Source organism: Pseudorhodobacter ferrugineus DSM 5888, assembly GCF_000420745.1.
Taxonomy (GTDB): Bacteria; Pseudomonadota; Alphaproteobacteria; order Rhodobacterales; family Rhodobacteraceae; genus Pseudorhodobacter; species Pseudorhodobacter ferrugineus.
Map to the genome: position 1 here is coordinate 42,208 of NZ_ATVN01000002.1, position 18,257 is coordinate 60,464.

The 18,257-nt window shown below is 58.1% G+C and carries 18 protein-coding genes; 8 read left to right on the forward strand and 10 right to left on the reverse strand.

Going from position 1 to position 18,257, the window contains the following annotated elements; genetic code table 11:
* The first annotated feature begins 24 nt into the window (after positions 1-24).
* Positions 25-1,686: a BCCT family transporter gene (locus tag G560_RS0101910; protein WP_022702624.1), complete on the forward strand. Its 1,662-nt coding sequence runs from the start codon at positions 25-27 to the stop codon at positions 1,684-1,686.
* A 52-nt stretch (positions 1,687-1,738) separates the two neighbouring features.
* Here the strand turns inward: G560_RS0101910 and G560_RS0101915 are convergent, their stop codons facing one another.
* The 10 genes from G560_RS0101915 to G560_RS0101960 form a co-directional block, all read right to left on the reverse strand.
* The gene (locus G560_RS0101915) at positions 1,739-2,518 is read right to left on the reverse strand and encodes a TIGR02186 family protein (RefSeq protein WP_022702625.1); all 780 of its coding nucleotides are present in this window, start codon (positions 2,516-2,518) and stop codon (positions 1,739-1,741) included.
* Complete coding sequence (locus tag G560_RS0101920) at positions 2,515-3,435, reverse strand: sulfite exporter TauE/SafE family protein (protein ID WP_022702626.1); 921 nt, start codon at positions 3,433-3,435, stop codon at positions 2,515-2,517. The genes G560_RS0101915 and G560_RS0101920 overlap by 4 nt, the downstream gene beginning before the upstream one ends.
* A gap of 178 nt (positions 3,436-3,613) precedes the next feature.
* Positions 3,614-4,435, reverse strand: coding sequence for a purine-nucleoside phosphorylase (locus G560_RS0101925; RefSeq protein ID WP_022702627.1), 822 nt, complete (start codon positions 4,433-4,435; stop codon positions 3,614-3,616).
* Positions 4,419-5,384, reverse strand: a complete 966-nt coding sequence (locus tag G560_RS0101930) for an ABC transporter permease (RefSeq protein ID WP_022702628.1) — start codon at positions 5,382-5,384, stop codon at positions 4,419-4,421. The genes G560_RS0101925 and G560_RS0101930 overlap by 17 nt, the downstream gene beginning before the upstream one ends.
* Positions 5,384-6,478, reverse strand: a complete 1,095-nt coding sequence (locus tag G560_RS0101935; protein ID WP_022702629.1) for an ABC transporter permease — start codon at positions 6,476-6,478, stop codon at positions 5,384-5,386. The genes G560_RS0101930 and G560_RS0101935 overlap by 1 nt, the downstream gene beginning before the upstream one ends.
* The gene (locus G560_RS0101940) at positions 6,475-8,043 is read right to left on the reverse strand and encodes an ABC transporter ATP-binding protein (protein WP_022702630.1); all 1,569 of its coding nucleotides are present in this window, start codon (positions 8,041-8,043) and stop codon (positions 6,475-6,477) included. Before G560_RS0101940 ends, G560_RS0101935 begins: the two co-directional genes overlap by 4 nt.
* Before the next feature lie 2 nt (positions 8,044-8,045).
* A complete protein-coding gene (locus G560_RS0101945) occupies positions 8,046-9,041 on the reverse strand; it encodes a BMP family lipoprotein (protein ID WP_028913613.1) in 996 nt (331 codons plus the stop codon).
* Positions 9,042-9,219: 178 nt separating this feature from the next.
* Positions 9,220-9,642 (reverse strand): GNAT family N-acetyltransferase, encoded by a 423-nt coding sequence (locus G560_RS0101950; protein WP_022702632.1) that lies wholly within the window; start codon positions 9,640-9,642, stop codon positions 9,220-9,222.
* Positions 9,643-9,644: 2 nt separating this feature from the next.
* On the reverse strand, positions 9,645-10,292 hold the full coding sequence (gene tsaB, locus G560_RS0101955; RefSeq protein ID WP_022702633.1) for a tRNA (adenosine(37)-N6)-threonylcarbamoyltransferase complex dimerization subunit type 1 TsaB: 648 nt from the start codon (positions 10,290-10,292) through the stop codon (positions 9,645-9,647).
* Positions 10,282-10,842: a NifU family protein gene (locus tag G560_RS0101960; protein ID WP_022702634.1), complete on the reverse strand. Its 561-nt coding sequence runs from the start codon at positions 10,840-10,842 to the stop codon at positions 10,282-10,284. The genes tsaB and G560_RS0101960 overlap by 11 nt, the downstream gene beginning before the upstream one ends.
* 391 nt (positions 10,843-11,233) lie before the next feature.
* On the opposite strand from G560_RS0101960, the gene puuE reads away from it, so the two are divergent.
* The 7 genes from puuE to G560_RS0102000 all read left to right on the forward strand — a co-directional run bounded on the left by puuE (position 11,234) and on the right by G560_RS0102000 (position 18,254).
* The gene (gene puuE, locus G560_RS0101970; RefSeq protein WP_022702636.1) at positions 11,234-12,649 is read left to right on the forward strand and encodes an allantoinase PuuE; all 1,416 of its coding nucleotides are present in this window, start codon (positions 11,234-11,236) and stop codon (positions 12,647-12,649) included.
* A complete protein-coding gene (locus tag G560_RS0101975) occupies positions 12,646-13,479 on the forward strand; it encodes a bifunctional allantoicase/(S)-ureidoglycine aminohydrolase (RefSeq protein WP_022702637.1) in 834 nt (277 codons plus the stop codon). The genes puuE and G560_RS0101975 overlap by 4 nt, the downstream gene beginning before the upstream one ends.
* Positions 13,480-13,562: 83 nt before the next feature.
* Entirely contained in the window at positions 13,563-14,114 is a 552-nt protein-coding gene (locus tag G560_RS18250; protein WP_022702638.1) for an ureidoglycolate lyase, read from the forward strand.
* A 1-nt stretch (position 14,115) separates the two neighbouring features.
* Entirely contained in the window at positions 14,116-15,477 is a 1,362-nt protein-coding gene (locus tag G560_RS18255) for a uracil-xanthine permease family protein (protein ID WP_022702639.1), read from the forward strand.
* A 166-nt stretch (positions 15,478-15,643) separates the two neighbouring features.
* Positions 15,644-16,873, forward strand: a complete 1,230-nt coding sequence (locus G560_RS0101990; RefSeq protein WP_022702640.1) for an MFS transporter — start codon at positions 15,644-15,646, stop codon at positions 16,871-16,873.
* A 166-nt stretch (positions 16,874-17,039) separates the two neighbouring features.
* A complete protein-coding gene (locus G560_RS0101995; protein WP_155947103.1) occupies positions 17,040-17,270 on the forward strand; it encodes a hypothetical protein in 231 nt (76 codons plus the stop codon).
* Between the two features lie 87 nt (positions 17,271-17,357).
* Positions 17,358-18,254, forward strand: coding sequence for a bestrophin family protein (locus G560_RS0102000; RefSeq protein ID WP_022702642.1), 897 nt, complete (start codon positions 17,358-17,360; stop codon positions 18,252-18,254).
* The last annotated feature ends 3 nt before the right edge of the window (positions 18,255-18,257 follow it).

An 18,257-nucleotide genomic window follows, 5' to 3' on the forward strand; every position in this document is an offset into this window, starting at 1 on the left:
ACAGACAAAACCAAGGAGGATGCGATGACGTCACCGCAAGAAGATCAAACCGACACGCCCGATGTCGAAGAAATACCGGTTCCTGAAGGGCCAACCGAGATTATCGAAACGGATTTTGAAATCGGGCAGAACAATGTGTCAAACCGCATTCTGAGCTTTGATTTTGACATTCACAATCCGGTTTTCCCGCTGTCAGCGCTGACCATTATTGCGTTTACTTTTGCGACGATGGTGTTTCAAACGCAGCTTGAGCCGATGTTCACCGCGTTGCGCGATGGGCTAACGGGCAGCCTCGATTGGTTTTTCCTGCTGGCGGGCAATGTGTTTGTGCTGCTGTGCCTGTTCCTGATTGTCTCGCCGCTTGGCAAGGTCCGCCTTGGCGGGCCGTTGGCGACACCGGATTATGGCTATTTCGGCTGGTTCGCGATGTTGTTTGCGGCTGGTATGGGCATCGGGTTGATGTTTTATGGCGTGTCGGAACCGATGTCGCATTATTCTACGTCCTTTGGCGGTGTGGTTGTTGGCGAAAACGGGGTTCGGACTGACTGGGCACCGCTTGGCGGGGCTGTCGGTGATGTCGAAGGGTCCAAGCGTTTGGGCATGGCGGCGACGATTTTCCATTGGGGCCTACACCCATGGGCGATCTATGCGGTTGTGGCGCTTGCACTGGCCTTGTTTTCCTACAATAAGGGCTTGCCGCTGACGTTGCGCAGTTGTTTCTACCCAATTTTTGGCGAAAAGATTTGGGGTTGGCCCGGGCATATTGTTGATATTCTGGCCGTGTTTGCCACAATCTTTGGCCTTGCCACATCCTTGGGTGTGGGCGCGCAACAGGCGGCGGCGGGCCTTGATTTCCTATTCGGGTTTGGCACGTCGAACGGGATGATGATTTTCCTGATCATCTTTATCACGCTGATTGCGATTGTATCGGTGGTGCGCGGTCTTGATGGCGGGGTGAAAATTCTGTCCGAGCTGAACATCGGCTTGGCGGCGCTTTTGTTGCTGTTCATCATCGTGTTTGGCCCGACGATGACGATCATCAAGGATTTCTTCAGCAACCTGCTGGCCTATGCTGAATATCTGCCTGCGCTTTCAATGCCGTTCGGGCGTGAAGATGCCAACTTTGCTTCGGGCTGGACGGCGTTTTACTGGGCGTGGTGGATCAGCTGGTCGCCTTTCGTCGGCATGTTTATCGCCCGTGTGAGCCGTGGCCGGACTGTGCGGGAATTTCTGATTGCTGTGCTGATCGTGCCGACCATCCTGTCGGTACTGTGGATGACGGCGCTTGGTGGAACCGCGATTGACCAGTTGGTCACCGCTGGCTTTACCGGTGTGCAAGATGCGGCGTTGGAGCTGAAGCTGTTCCAGATGCTGACGCAGCTACCGTTGACAGCGATTACATCCTTCATCGGGATCATTCTGGTCGTGGTGTTTTTTGTTACCTCGTCTGACAGTGGTAGCCTTGTGATCGACACGATTGCAGCAGGCGGCAAGGTGAATGCACCCTTGCCACAGCGTATCTTCTGGGCCTCGTTCGAGGGGCTTGTGGCGATTGCGTTGTTGCTGGGGGGCGGGCTTGCCGCGCTGCAAGCCATGGCGGTGTCAACGGGGTTGCCGTTCACCATCGTCTTACTGGCGGCGTGTTATGCCGTTGTGCAAGGCTTGCGTGCCGAACCCAAGGCCTGAAGGGGTTTAAAGATGACCAGCGGCGCGGGGGCAACCTCGCGCCGTTTTGGTTTTAGCGGCGCAGCAACCCAAAAGCGGCAGAAGCCCCCCAGCCCGCCGCTACAGCCAGCAATAGCGACAACAGCCCGTAGATCAATGGTTGTTCATGCGCGAGGTTATAGATCCAGCGTTCTAACCCGTCCTTGTTGACGGAAATAATCTCTTCGTGCTTGTCGATCACCACACCGTCACGGGTAATGAACAGGCGCACCCGATATTCGCCTTCGGTCAGGTTGGCGGGCAAGGCCACATCGGCCCGAAACAGTGTTGATTCCAGCAGCTTGACCGTTTTTTCACTCAGCACATAATTGTTTTGTTCGCGCCGCAGCCGGATAAGGGCGTCCAGAAACACCGGCGCATCCTCGGCCTCGGCAGAGATGCCGACGGCGCGTATCGCACTGGGGATCGTCACCTCGTGGCGCAGGTTCTCAGTTTCGGACAGTGCCTCGCTGAGTGGAGCCGAGGAGGCGATGGCGTAAAAGGTGGGGGCGCGGCTGATCGTGACCGCGTCTGTGTTCATCCAGATGCCAAACTTGCGCTCCTTACGGCGAACGGTCAGCGGGCCGGACGGGCCTTGGACGGTGGCAATCACCTCAAGCGGGGCACCACCCGGGATGGGCTGTTCGCGGCGCACGGCACCGTAAATCAGGATCTCCGAACCTGTAAAATTCGTGGTGATCGCGATCAGGTTTTGGCTTAGGCCCGCAACGATGGTTTCACCGGTCGGGTTTGGAGCCTCTTGCGCGGATGTGGGAAGGGCTAGTGCCAAGAGGCACAAGAGGATGCGGATCATGGCAGCCTCCCTGGTGCGATAGAGTAAAGCTCATCCGGGGTCAGTAGCAGGCCAAGTGCGATGCGCAGGCAAACCGCCAGCACCATAAGAGCCAGTAAAATCCGAAGCTGTTCTGCCCGCAGTTTAACCCCAATCTTGGACCCGATCTGCGCGCCGATCACGCCGCCGATGATCAGCAATAGCGCCAGAACCATATCGACGGTTTGGCTCGTTACGGCATGCATGACTGTTGTAAAGGCGGTAACAAACAGGATCTGAAACAGCGAGGTGCCGACCACAACTTTGGTCGGCATGCCCAAAAGGTAGATCATGGCAGGCACCATGATAAACCCGCCGCCAACCCCCATGATTGCTGACAAGAACCCTACGGAAGCGCCTGCCAGCATGGGCGGGATCACCGAGATATAAAGGCCAGATGCGCGGAACTTCATTTTCAGCGGCAGTTTATGGACGGCATAATGCACATGCGCCCGCCGGATCGGCGCACCCGGTTTGCGCGCACGCAGCAGGGCGCCAAGGCTTTCCTTGAACATCATTGCGCCAACAAGGCCCAAAAACAGGACATAGGACAGCTGCACAAACAGGTCGATCTGGCCTAAAGTCGTCAGCCATGCAAACACCCAAATCCCGATGGCGGACCCGATAAGACCACCTGCCAGCAGGACAAGGCCCATGCGAAAGTCGACCGCCTTACGTTTTAACTGGGCCAACACGCCCGACACGGACGAGGCGACAACCAGATTGGCCCCAGTGGCCACGGCAACAGCAGGCGGGATGCCCATAAAGAACAACAGCGGCGTGATGATGAAGCCGCCGCCAACGCCGAACATACCCGACAAAATGCCAACAATGCCGCCCAAGCCCAAAAGGGCAAAGGCGTTTACCGAAAGTTCTGCGATGGGCAGGTAAAGCTGCATGTCTGGGCAATCAACGCGGGGTTTTCAAACGGAATATGCATCGCGTTGGAGGTGCGATGCGATGGGCGGGGGCAGCATAACCCAAAATTGCGCTGCTTGGACTGCTATGTCAAACCCTGTTGGGGGGGGCAATGCACAAAGCCGCACAATTGGCGCTAAAAACCCTGCGAAACTGGTCTTAGCTGAAGCCGCTGTAGGTCATGTCGCGCAACATGCGGCGCAGAATTTTTTCCAGCTTGGCAGCACCCAAAGGTGCCATCGCCTTGGTGTGTTCATGGCTGATGTTCTCATCCGAAAGCCCCGCCGCCATGTTCGTAACGGTGGAAATCGCGGCCACCTTTAGCCCCAAGAACCGCGCGAGGATCACTTCGGGCACCGTGCTCATCCCAACGGCATCGCCGCCCAGAATTTTGATTGCTCGAATTTCGGCGGGAGTCTCGAAACTGGGACCAGAGTACCACGCATAAACGCCTTCGGGCAAGGCGATGCCTTCGGCCTTTGCTGCGTCTTTCAACGCGGCCCGCAAAGCAGGGTCATGCGCGTCTTTCATCGGCACAAAGCGGGCGTCTGTTGCCTCGCCTATCAACGGGTTCAGGCCGGAAAAGTTGATGTGATCTGACAGCAGCATCAAATCGCCGGGTTGGATGTCGGGGCGCATGGACCCTGCTGCATTGGTCGCAATCACGGCCTTTGCCCCCAAAGCGCGCAGCACCTCTAGCGGCAGGCGCATCGCCGCTGGGTCGCCTTTTTCATAGTAATGCGCGCGACCGCCAAACACCGCAACGCGCACACCTTCAAGATCGCCGATCACAAGGTTGGGGTTATGCCCCGAAACGCCCGCATGCGGAAAACCGGGCAGGTCGCTGTATGGAATGGGCGTGCCTGTTACGGCACCGGCCAAATGCCCAAGGCCTGACCCAAGGATCAACCCAAGTTGCACGGGTGCATCGCCTGCGCGCGCGCGGATCAGGGATGCAAGGTCATCAACGCTCTTTGACATAGGGTTCCCCTCCGGCGCGCGGTGGTCTGGCTTTGCCGATAAAACCCGCGAGGATCACGACGGTGATGATATAGGGCAAGGCTTGCACAAACTGCGATGGAATGGCGAACAGGCCAAGGTCGATGCTGGGAAAGCGGTTGCCGACAGCTTCTAGGAACCCGAACAGCATGGTGGCCCCGAGGGCGTACCACGGCCGCCACTTGGCAAAGATCAGGGCGGCAAGGGCGATAAACCCGCGCCCCGCCGTCATTTCCTTGCCAAACCCTGCGGCAAGGCCAAGCGCCAAATAAGCCCCCGCCAGCCCGCACAGCACGCCGCAAATCGCAACCGCAGCATAGCGGATGCCGGTCACCGAAACGCCAGCCGTATCCACAGCAGCCGGATTTTCGCCCACAGCCCGCAGGCGCAGTCCAAAGCGTGTGCGGTACAGCACCCAAGCCGAGGCCGGAACGCAAGCGATGGCGAGATAAACAAGGATAGAGTGGCCGGAAATCAGTTCGGCATAGATGGGGCCGATGATGGGCAAGGGCGCAATGGCATCGGCAAAGGGCAGGGTGATTGGCTCAAACCGCCCGCCATCCGTTAACGATGGGGTGCGCCCGCCAAGCCCGAACCATTTTTGTCCAAGTAGCACGGTTAACCCCGAGGCCAAAAAGTTGATCGCCACGCCGGAAATAAGCTGGTTGCCGCGAAACGTGATCGCGGCAAGGCCATGAATGCCTGACAGCAGCAAGGATGCGAATATTCCCGCCAGTACGCCCAGCCAAACCGATCCAGTCAGGGCTGCAACCGCAGCCGACAGGAAGGCAGCGGCCAGCATCTTACCCTCTAGCCCGATGTCGAACACGCCGGCGCGTTCAGAAAACAGGCCCGCAAGACAGGCGAACAGCAAAGGGGTTGCAAGGCGGACGGTGCTGTCGAGAATTTGGATAAGGGTGGCGAAATCCATCACGCTTTCCCCTTTCGCAGCAGCAAAAACAGGCTCTCAACCGGCTTGCGGACCATATTGTCCATCGCACCCGTGAACAGAATAACCAACGCCTGAATGACGATGATCAACTCACGCGGGATCGTCGTCCACAGCGCCAATTCGGCGCCGCCTTGATACAAGAATCCGAATAGGATAGCCGCCAAAAGCACACCCACCGGATGGCTGCGCCCCATCAAGGCAACTGCAATGCCGATAAACCCCGCCCCTTCGACCGAATTGAGCAAAAGCCTGTTCGCCTCTCCCATCACCGTGTTGATTGCCATCATTCCTGACAATCCGCCAGAAATCAGCATGGCATACATGGTTATGCGCACCGGGTTGATGCCGGCGTAAACACTGGCCTTTTCTGATTTGCCAAAGGCGCGCAGCTGGTACCCAAGCCGGGTGCGTCCCATCAAAAGCCACACGCCCACGCAGGACGCAAGTGCAATCAGCAGGCTGATATTGGCGGGGTTGCGGTTGTTGAACGGGATCCCAACCAGCCCTAAAATATCACCCAAACGCGGCAGTTTCAGCGCGGGGTCAAAGCGGGCAGAGGCGGTGTCCATAGAGCCTGTGGGCCGCAGCAACGTGACCAACACATAGATCATCAAGGCGGCGGCGATATAGTTGAACATGATGGTGGTAATAACCACATGGCTGCCGCGCTTGGCCTGCAAATAAGCTGGTATCGCCGCCCAAGCCGCACCAAACAGCGCCGCCATTGTGGCCGCTCCGATCAGCGCCAGTGACCAATGCGGCCACGGCACAAACAGACATGCCAGTGCCACGCCAAGACCGCCAAGACTAGCTTGCCCCTCGCTGCCGATGTTGAACAGTCCCGCCTGAAAGGCGACCGATACGGCAAGGCCGGTAAAGATGAAATTGGTGGAATAATACAGCGTATACCCCCAACCATAGGTCGACCCAAGTGCACCGGTGATCATCAGTTTCATGGCGGCAATCGGATCTTCGCCAATCGCCAAAATAACCAAACCCGAGATAACAAAGGCAATCAGCAGGCTGATCAACGGCACCAGCACCGCATCGGCCCATTTTGGCATTGCGGTCATTTTACCACCCCTGCCATCAGCAGGCCAAGTTCGCGTTCATCCGTGGTCGCGGGGTCGCGTTCGCCCATGATCTCGCCGTCAAACATCACGGCAATGCGGTCGGAAAGGCTCATAATCTCGTCCAGTTCTACGGACACAAGCAGAACGGCCTTGCCCGCATCGCGCAGGGCGATGATTTGCTTATGGATAAATTCGATCGCGCCAATGTCGACGCCACGGGTGGGCTGTCCCACAAGCAACAGGTTAGGGTTGCGGTCCATTTCGCGGGCGACAACGATCTTTTGCTGGTTGCCGCCGGAAAAGTTCTTGGCGGCTAGTGTGGGGATCGGGGGTCGCACGTCATAGCGTTCCATCTTGGACGCGGCGTCGGCGCGGATCGCGTCATTATCCATAAAAAGGGCCGATTTTTGGTATTCGGGCGCGTGGTGATAGCCAAAGGCCACGTTTTCCCACGCGGTGAAATCCATGATCAGGCCCAGATGCTGGCGGTCTTCGGGCACATGTGCGATGCCGCGCGCACGGCGGGTTTGGCCATCGGCTGCGGCAGTCAGCGCAATTTCCTGCCCGTTCAGCCGCACGGTGCCGGTGCCGCGCGCAATGCCGCCCAACACCTCCAGCAGTTCGGATTGGCCATTGCCTGCAACGCCTGCAATGCCCAGAATTTCGCCTGCGCGGATGGTCAGGGACACGCCTTTTAGGCGCTCAACCCCTGCCTCATCACGCACGCGCAGGTTTTCTACCTCGAGTACCATATCGCCCGGTGTGGCGGGGCGTTTGTCGACCGACAGCAGCACCTTGCGGCCCACCATCAGCTCGGCCAATTCCTCGGGGCTGGTATCGGCTGTTTTGATGGTGGCTGTCATTTGCCCGCGCCGCATCACGGACACAGTGTCGGTAATCTCCATGATCTCGCGCAGTTTGTGGGTGATCAGGATCACAGTCTTGCCCTGATCTTTTAAACCATTCAAAATGCGGAACAGTTGGTCAGCTTCGGCTGGGGTCAGCACGCCTGTCGGTTCGTCCAGAATCAGAATATCGGCCTGACGGTACAACGCTTTCAGGATTTCCAAGCGCTGTTGGTGGCCCACTGACAGATCCTCGACCACCGCGTCCGGGTCTATGTCCAGCTCATATTCCCGCGCCAGATTGGTCAGCGTTTCACGCGCTTTGGCCATAGCACCGCGCAACATGGCGCCCCCTTCGGCCCCAAGGATCACGTTTTCCAGCACGGTAAAGTTTTGCACGAGTTTGAAATGCTGAAACACCATGCCGATGCCTGCGCGAATGGCGCTTTGGCTGTCGGGGATCGGGGTCAGATTGCCGCTAATATAAATCTCGCCTGCGTCCGCTTTGTAGAATCCGTACAGGATCGACATCAAAGTCGATTTCCCTGCACCGTTTTCGCCAATGATGCCGTGGATCGACCCTTTGGCAACCTCGATAGATATATCCTTGTTGGCCTGAACCGGCCCGAAAGCCTTGGATATGCCACGCAATTCGATCGCAAGCGGTGCGGCGGTGGGGGCGGCAGTTGCCTGCCGCCCCGAAGTTTGCATCGCGGCCATCCTTAGAACGTTACCGCAGGGCAGGTGTTGTCCGAATGGTAATCATGGATCTTCAGCTCACCCGAGGCAATCTTGGCTGCAGCCTCATCGACCTTGGCCTTCATCTCGTCGGTGATCAGATCTTTGTTGTTGTCATCCAAAGCATAGCCAACACCTTGCAACGAAAGGTTCATGTTGATCATGCCCGGCTCCAACGCCTCACCCGCTTTGAACGATTCATACACGGCATTGTCGACCCGCTTGAGCATGGAGGTCAGAACTTTGCCTGGGTGCAGATAGTTCTGGTTGCTGTCGACGCCAATCGACAAAACTCCTGCATCGGCTGCTGCTTGCAATACACCAAGTCCGGTGCCGCCGGCGGCTGCGAAAATCACATCTGCACCTTGGCTGATTTGCGATTTTGCCAATTCACCACCTTTTACAGGGTCATTCCATGCAGCGCCTGTGCTGCCGGTCATGTTGGTCAATACGGTTGCATCAGGGTTCACTGCCTTCACGCCTTGGGCGTATCCGCACCCAAACTGGCGGATCAGCGGAATATCCATGCCGCCAATAAACCCAGCAGTGCCGGATTTGCTTGCCATCGCGGCCAGCATCCCGACAAGGTACGACCCTTCATGTTCGGCAAAAACGATGGACCGGACGTTGGGTTGTTCGACCACACCGTCAATCAAGACAAATTTCGTCTCGGGGAAATCCGGCGCAACGGTGTTCAGCGTTTCAATGTTGGAAAATGACATCACAACAATCGGATTTGCGCCGCTTTCAGCAAGGCGGCGGATCGCCTGTTCCCGCTGTGCTTCGGACTGGATTTCCAGCTCTTTGTAAGAGCCGCCGGTTTCTTTGGCCCAACGCTGCGCGCCTTCATAGGCGGATTCGTTGAATGATTTGTCAAATTTGCCGCCAAGGTCAAAGATCAAGGCAGGGTCAGCTGCGGCCATGCCCGCGGTTAGCGCAAGGGACGCCGTGGCAGCGGCGAGGTGTTTCATGAGGGTCATACTATCGTCTCCCGTTTGGATTTTTGCCACCGCAAGAATCCCCTGTGGCAGGGGGGGGTGGGGCGTTGCCAATTTAGTGCGGGTTTGGATCAAGGGGTCAATAGGTATTTCGACAATCCCGTCCGGTGATCTGGCCAATTGGTCAAGTTTTGCACGAAAGCGGCGGGCTATCGTTATGTCAAATCCCGGGATGTAGTAATTTGCTCATCACCAATGCGTCAATGTGGTGGCCTTGCGGCGTCTCAAAGTACCCGCGTCTGCGTCCAACCTGCGCATAACCCAATGAAAGATAAAGCGCTGCGGCAGCTGCATTATTTTCGGCAACTTCCAGAAAGGCGGTGTCTGCCCCCGTTTCGCACGCATGGGCTTCGAATTGCTGCATCAGGGTACGGGCAAGCCCTTTGCGCCGCTGGTTCGGGGCGACGGCAAGTGTCAAAATCTCGGCTTCGCCCGCGACGGAACGGCCCATCACAAAGCCGTTGGCATCGCCATGCCAAAACACGCCAGTGCCTGACAGTAGGGCTGCAACTTCGGCGGCAGACCACGGGCGCGGGGTGGTGAAGGCGCTGTGATGCAAGGCTGACAGGGCATCGGGTGTCATGTCTAAAGGTCCAGAATGACGGGGGGCGGGTCGCTGGGCGGTGCCGCATCGGCGGCGCGCATATAAAAAGGTTTGGGCAAGTGGGCCCCATTCGCCACATGCCTCACACCAAGATGGGCCAATGCGCGCAGGCGGGCATCGGTGTCGGGGCGCAGCACCTTGGCAGTTTCGGGCCAATCGCCGATCATGCCTACTGACGGGTCGGCAGGCCAAAGGTTCGGGTTATCTAATGTTGCGTCAAACGGTTCGGTAATGGCGTTTTCGCCGTCAAAATCCTGTAGGTAAAATGCTCCGCGCGGGGCGGGCAGCGCCACACGGTTGCGGCCTGTGGCGCCAAATGCCAAAACCTCCAACCCCGTGACCCCCACAGCAGGCACCCCCAGCCCCAGCGCCAAGCCACGCGCGGCGGCCACCGATATGCGGATACCGGTAAAGTTGCCCGGGCCCACACCCACAGCAACGGCACCCAGATCGCGCCAGCAGAGGCCCGCACCCGTTAGCATGCTTTCGATCATGGGCATCAGGCGTTCGGATTGGCCTTTTGCCATATCTTCGCGGGTTTGCGCAAGGATGACCCCGCGCAAGACCAAAGCGGCCGCGCAATGCGCGGCCGATGTGTCGAATGCCAAAAGGGGCAGATCAGGCGGCAACGGGCCGTACCTCCAACACCTCGGGGATGTAGTGGCGCAGCAGGTTTTCGATTCCCATCTTCAGCGTCAGAGTTGACGATGGGCACCCCGCACAGGCACCTTGCATATGCAGATAAACGATACCCCGATCAAAGCCGTGAAAGGTGATATCTCCTCCATCTTGGGCCACGGCAGGGCGCACGCGGGTGTCCAGCAACTCTTTGATCTGGGCAACAATGTCACCATCTTCGCCGGTATGTTCGGCATGGCCAGATGCCGCTTGCTCGCCCTCAATCACCGCAGCGCCCGACTGGTAATGCTCCATAATCGCGCCCAGAATTGCGGGTTTGATATGGTCCCATTCCGCGCCCTCAACCTTGGTCACGGTAACGAAATCATTGCCAAAAAACACACCCGCCACATCGCCCACTGCAAAGATGCGCTTGGCCAGTGGTGATTTATCCGCCGCCGTGGCCGACGGGAAATCTGCGGTGCCCATATCCAGCACGGTTTGCCCGGGCAGGAACTTCAGCGTGGCGGGGTTTGGCGTAGATTCGGTCTGGATGAACATTTTCTATCTCCGACAGTTCTAGTCAGATATGCGCCGTTGCGCGCTGTAAGTCAAGGTTTGGAATGATTCTAACCTTTGGAGCCATTATACGGCGAACAAGAAAATGGTTGGCACCAACGGCCGCGGATGATGCTGGCCAAGGTGTCATGCAGGTGTAAGTAGGCGGATCCGTCCGCCTATTGGCTTTGGTCATGGCTTTTGCTGTTTTGAATTGTACATTTTCGCCACCCGAAACGCCAAATCGTTGGCCCTGCTGCGGATTTCCCAGCCCTGCGCGACCATCATCTTATAAGATAAGTCATTCATGATTTTTTTGTTAATACTTGGCCACTTTTCGTAATAAACAACAAATACTGATCGGTGGAAAAATGGACGAAAAAAGGGGCTTTTCGTGAATCGATACCCACGTGATATGACTGGCTATGGTGCAAATCCACCCGATGCTGCTTGGCCGGACAACGCGAAAATCGCTATTTCTCTGGTGCTGAACTATGAGGAGGGTGGCGAAAACAACGTCTTGCACGGCGATGCGGGGTCCGAGGCGTTCTTGTCCGATATCGCAGGAGCCGCGTCTTGGCCGGGCAAGCGCCATTGGAACATGGAATCGCTTTACGACTACGGCGCGCGGGCTGGTTTTTGGCGCTTGCACCGCTTGTTCACCAGCCGCGACATCCCCGTCACGATTTACGGCGTGGCATCCGCCCTTGCCCGCAATCCCGAACAGGTCGCTGCGATGAAATCGGCAGGCTGGGAAATCGCCAGCCACGGGTTGAAATGGGTCGAACACAAGGACATGCCAGAAGACGAGGAACGTGCCGCGATTGCCGAGGCTGTGCGTTTGCATACCGAAGTTGTGGGCAGCCGTCCGAGGGGATGGTACACGGGCCGATGCTCTTGCAACACCGTGCGTCTGGTGGCCGAAGAGGACGGGTTTGACTGGATTTCCGACACTTATGACGATGATTTGCCTTATTGGGTTGAGGTGGCCGCCCGCGACCAACTGATCATCCCCTACACGCTGGAAGCCAACGACATGCGTTTCGCCACGGCCCCGGGCTACATCGAAGGCGAGCAATTCTTTCAATACCTCAAAGACAGCTTTGATGTGCTTTACGCCGAGGGGCAGGCGGGTGCGGCCAAGATGTTTTCCGTCGGTCTGCATTGCCGCCTGATTGGTCGCCCCGGCAAAATCGCGGGCCTGATGCGGTTTTTGGACTATGCCCAAGGCCACGCCGATGTCTGGTTCCCGCGCCGCATGGATATTGCCGCGCATTGGGCCGCCAAACATCCGCACACGCGCCGGATGCGCCCCAGCCAGATGGACCATGACACATTCGTCGCGCGCTACGGCTCTATTTTTGAACACTCTCCATGGATCGCGTCGCGGGCCCATGCGCTGGAACTCGGCCCCGCGCATGATAGCGCCACAGGGCTGCACAGTGCTCTGACCCGGATGTTCCGCTCGGCCAATCAAACAGAACGGATGGGCGTGCTGACCGCCCACCCCGATCTTGCAGGCAAACTTGCCGCCGCCAAACGGTTAACGGCCGAGAGCACCGCCGAACAAGCCAGCGCAGCCCTTGATGCGTTAACCGATACCGAACGCGCACAGTTTGAGCAGCTGAATACGGCTTATGTCGCCAAGCACGGCTTTCCTTTCATCATCGCGGTGCGGGACAACTCACGCGACAGCATTCTTGCCGCCTTTCAAACCCGCATCGGCAATGACACGGAAACTGAATTCGCCACCGCCTGCGCCCAAGTCGAACGTATCGCCGAACTGCGCCTAAAGGACATGCTGCCATGACCAATTACTACGCCCCCAAAGGCGGCCTGCCGCCGCAAACCCAGTTGATGACAGGCCGCGCGGTGTTTACCGATGCCTATGCTTTCATCCCAAAGGGCGTGTTTTCCGATATCGTCACCAGCTTCCTGCCAGGTTGGGATAAAACCCGCCTTTGGTTGATTGCGCGGCCCATGACCGGTTTTTCCGAAACCTTCAGCCAATACGTGATGGAGGTCGCCCCGGGAGGTGGGTCCAATGCGCCCGATAACGACCCAAGCGCCCAGTCGGTGCTATTTGTCACCGAAGGCGAGGTCTGGCTGTCCATCGATGGTGTCGAACACGACCTTGGCCCCGGCGGTTACGCCTATATCCCGCCCCATACCCCCTGGCAGCTGAAAAATGCGCATAAAACGCCTGCCCGCTTCCACTGGGTCCGCAAGATCTATGAACCCGCCCATGGTATCCCCGCGCCCAAAGCGTTTGTGACCAGTGACAAGGATGTAAAACCAACGCCGATGCCCGATACCAACGGCGCTTGGGCCACCACCCGTTTTGTCGATACCACAGACCTGTCCCACGATATGCACGTCACGATCGTCACGTTCCAGCCCGGCGGCGTTATCCCGTTTGAAGAAACGCATGTCATGGAACACGGGCTTTATGTGCTAGAGGGCAAGGCCGTCTACAAGCTAAACCAAGACTGGGTCGAGGTCGAGGCAGGCGATTTCATGTGGCTGCGCGCCTTTTGCCCGCAAGCCTGCTACGCAGCTGGCCCCGGCCCGTTCCGCTATCTGCTTTACAAAGACGTGAACCGCCACGCGAACCTGCGCGGCCCCCTGAACCCGCGCTAACTGCGTTCATCTTTGTACAAATATTCCACGGGTGTCCGGGGGTGTGAAACCCCCAGCACTTGCCCCAAAACCCAAAGGTCAGAATGACAAGAACCCTCTACACTGAACCGCTCACCGCTACTGCCTTTACTCCTTTCGGCGATGTGATCGAGGCTGTTGGTGCGTCGGATAAGATCATCAATCAAGGCCTGTGCGGCCGCTTCCATGACCGCGCCAAGCTTGATTTTGGCTCCGCTTCAGGTGGGGCCCGCGCGGGTATTTCCATCTTTCAGGCACAGCCGCGCAGCTTGCCCTACACACTGGGCCTGATCGAACGTCACCCTGAAGGATCGCAAGCCTTCTTGCCGATGTCGGAACACCCGTTCCTTGTTATCGTGGCGCCCGATTGTCAAGCAAAGCCCCGCGCATTTTTGACAAACGGCAGGCAGGGCATAAACTTTCACCGGGGTACATGGCATGGCGTCTTGACGCCGCTGCACGCCCCCGGCCTTTTTGCCGTAGTGGACCGGATCGGTCCTTCGGCGAACCTAGAAGAATTCATGTTCACCACCCCATGGGAGGTGCGGCACGAAGACCAAAGCAACCGCCAGCAAGAAGCGGTGTTTTCCCATCAATCCAACACGGAAGGACAGTAAAATGGCCGATACAACCCTCGGAACGCCAGAACAGTTGCGCGATCCAAATTATATGCCGCCTTTGGGCAACGCGGTCCCGCTCGGGATCCAGCATGTCTTGGCGATGTTCGTCTCGAACGTGACCCCTGCGATCATCGTCTGCGGTGCCGCAGGCATCGGTTTTGGGTCGGATCAGGGGGCTTTGGGCTTTCCTGATATGAACTACATGATCCAGATGTCGATGCTGTTTGCAGGCATCGCGACCTTGTTTCAAACCATCGGCATGGGCCCTATGGGCGCACGCCTGCCAATCGTACAGGGCACATCCTTTGCCTTTGTGCCGGTCATGATTCCGGCCGTGGCGGGGCTGGGCACAGCCGGTCTTGCAGGGCTTATGACCGGCGTGATGCTGGGCGGGGTCTTTCACTTCTGTCTCGGCTTTGTTGTGGGCCGCATTCGCTATGCGCTGCCGCCGCTGGTCACAGGTCTGATCGTCTTGATGATCGGTTTGGCGCTGGTAAAGGTCGGCATCCAATACGCGGCAGGTGGCGTGCCAAAAATGGGCACCCCTGATTTTGGCAGCCTTGCAATGTGGACACCGGCATTGGTCGTGGTCGTCGTGACATTGGCCATCAAGTTTTTTGCCCGTGGGTTCATGGCTGTGGCCGCTGTTCTTGTCGGCATCATCGCGGGCTATATTGTGGCCTATCTGATGGGCCAGGTCAGCTTTGCAAACGTCGGACGGGCCTCGGTTTTCGCGGCGCCGATGCCGTTCAAATGGGGGTTCGAGTTTAACGCCGCAATCGTTATCGGCATGTGCTTTATGGCGATCGTATCGGCCATCGAAACCGTAGGCGACGTGTCGGGGATCACCAAAGGCGGTGCTGGACGTGAAGCAACCGACAAGGAAATCTCGGGTGCGACCTTTGCCGACGGCGCGGGTACGGCCATTGCAGGCGTGTTTGGCGGCTTGCCGAACACCTCGTTTAGCCAGAACGTCGGCCTGATTGCCATGACAGGTGTGATGAGCCGCCATGTCGTGACCATCGGGGCGATCTTTTTGATCCTTTGTGGTTTTGTGCCAAAAATCGGCGCAGTCATCAACACGGTGCCGATCAACGTGCTGGGCGGCGGTGTGATTGTGATGTTCGGCATGGTTTGTGCTTCGGGCGTCAACATGCTGTCGGACGTGAAATGGAACCGCCGCAACATGGTCATATTTGCGACCGCGCTGTCGGTCAGCCTTGGCTTGCAGTTGGAACCCTCGGCGTTGCAGCACGTGGGCAAAACGGCACAAATCCTGCTGACCTCGGGCCTGTTGCCCGCGGCGTTTATCGCGATCGTGCTGAATTTGGTTTTGCCAGAAAACCTGAACGACGATTGATCCCGCTGGCGTCAAGCCTTGCTAAATATTGGGGGCGGCATCCTGGGTGCCGCCCTTTTTGCATGTCACAGGCCTGTCATGCCGCTGACCGAAGAAACACACTGGACGCGATTGATGAAAATGACCGAAGGTGGTTGCATATACCCCGTCGGAAAGCCGTTTATTTATGCGCCTTCTCATTTCCTTTGCAGCCCTGTTTTTGTCGGTCGTTCTGTTGCAGCTGGGATCGGGTGGGGTGGCGCCGTTGGATGCCATATCGGGGGCGGCGCTGAATTTCACCACCTCGCAAATCGGCATTCTGGGGTCGGCCCATTTTGTCGGGTTCTTTATCGGCTGCTGGTGGGCTCCGCGTTTGATGGGCGAGGTCGGGCATTCCCGTGCCTTTGCGGCGCTGATTGCGGCGGGAACGATCGGGATATTGGCGCATATGCTGGTCATCAATCCTTATGCCTGGGCTTTGATGCGGGTCGCGAGCGGGATTTGTATTGCGGGGTGCTATACGATTATCGAGGCGTGGTTGCAGGCCAAGGTCACCAACGAAACCCGAGGCCGCGCGATGGGGACCTACCGGGTCGTGGATATCTGTGGGTCTTTGGGCGCGCAGTTGATGATCGCGGTGCTAGAGCCTGCCAATTATGTTTCCTACAACCTTTTGGCCCTGCTGTGCTGCGCGGCCCTGTTTCCGCTGACCCTGACCAAGGCCGAGCCGCCGGAAACCCCGTTGACGCCCCGTTTGCGGCCACGGCTTGCGTGGGAAAGGTCGCCTTTGGCGGCGGCGGGGGTGATTGTATCAGGGGTGTCGGGGGCTGCGTTTCGGATGGTGGGGCCGGTGTATGGGATCGAGGTGGGGCTGCGGGCCGATCAGATCGCGCTGTTTTTGGCGGCTTTTGTGGTGGGGGGGGCCGCGTCGCAATATCCGGTGGGGTGGCTGGCGGATAAATATGACCGTAGGGGCGTGTTGATCGGGTTGTCGGTGGCGGGGATCATGGCCTGCGGCGTGACGATTTTGCTGGCGGGGGCGGGCACGGTAGCGGTGTTTACCTCGGCTGCGATTTTCGGCTTTGCGACCATGCCGATCTATTCGGTTTCCACTGCCCATGCCCATGATTTTGCCGTGTCGTCCGAGCGGGTGGAATTGTCTGCCGCTTTGATGTTTTTATACGCTGTGGGGGCAATTGCGAGCCCGTTTTTGGCGTCTTTGGTGATTGAAGGATACGGGCCATCGGGCATGTTTTTGATGATCGCTTTGGCCCATGTTTTTCTGATTTTATTCGGAATTGTCCGGATGGGCGCGCGGCCTGCCCCGGGGGAAAAGACGGCCTATACCTATGAGCCGCGCACGTCGTTTTGGGTGGGGCGGTTGCTGGGCAAGGGGCGCGAACGCCCGCGAAAATGACGGGATGTTCGCGCGCGGACATTTTTACAACCATCTGATATTATTATATATTGCGTTTTTTGTTAACCAAATTTTAATGCGGACGCGGCTTGTGCGTCGACTATCCGTCCGCGCTTGTGGGATGGGGCAGAGTGGATATTTATGACTAGATTAAGGGGGGGTCGTCTTGATGTTTCGGGCGGCAGAGCATGGGGGTGCGGCGGCGATTGCGGCGTTGGCAGCGGCGGGGATGCCACGTCTTGGCCTTGCGGTTGTGGCGCAGGACGTGGGCGCGCGGGCGACCTTTGCCCGCATGGGCGGGGTTGAGGCTGGCGGGTTGATCGGTGCGGGGCTGCTTTGGAAATCGGACACTATCTTGATGGTCTGGGATGGGGCGGTTTTGGGCAAGGCCCGCTGAGGGCTGACACGCCCCAAAAGGGCTGGGTTGACTTTGCGCTGCGATGGGGCGAGCAGATGGCAGGCCCCTATTTGGCAGAGCATTCCCATGATCCTTCGTGACCAACCGTCAGCCTTGCACCTGTTTTTCGTGATGCAGGGGTCCATTGTGCCCAAGATTATTTCCAAAATTCTGGGGATCACCGCCTTTTCTTTGGGTGTTTTGCTGTTGGACCGTTTTGTCCTGCCCTTGCCGCGTGTGCCCTTGGCGGCGATGGGGGTGTTTGGCGTGGCGCTGTCACTGTTTTTGGGGTTTCGCAACAATGCCGCCTATGACCGCTGGTGGGAGGCGCGCAAGCTGTGGGGGGGCATGATCGCCGATATGCGCAATTTGGCGCGGCAAACCGAGGTGTTTGTGGGCGCGGGGGCCGAGCGGGACAAGATGCTGTCGCATGCCGTTGCATTTGCCCATTTGCATCGTGGTTTCCTGCGCGGGGTGGATGCGCGTGCGGATGTGGAGCCGTGGGTCGGTGACGGCGCGTTGACGGAGTATCAGAACCCGGCGGATGCGGCCTTGCGCGCGATTGCGGAGCAGCTGCGCGGGCTGGTGGATCGCGACGCGGTTTCAGGCTTTGGGCAGATGGCCGTGTCGCAGGTTCTCGCCTCGTTCGGGTTGGCGCAGGCGGGGTGCGAGAGGATCGCCACCACGCCATTACCTTTTGTCTATTCCTTGTTGGTGCGGCGCACGACCTATTTATATTGCTGGTTGCTGCCCTTTGCCCTGATGGGGGATGCGGGCTGGGGGATGCCGCTGTTTGTGGCCGTGGTGGCCTATGTGTTTTTCGGGCTGCAAGCGGTGACGAATGAGCTGGAACACCCGTTTCGCAATGTGCAAAACGGGTTGCCGCTGGATGCGATGTGCCGGGTGATCGAGATTTCGGCCTGTGAAGCGATGGGGCGGGCGGCTCCTGCGCCCTTGGCCCCTCTAAAGCATGTGTTGAGTTGAGGC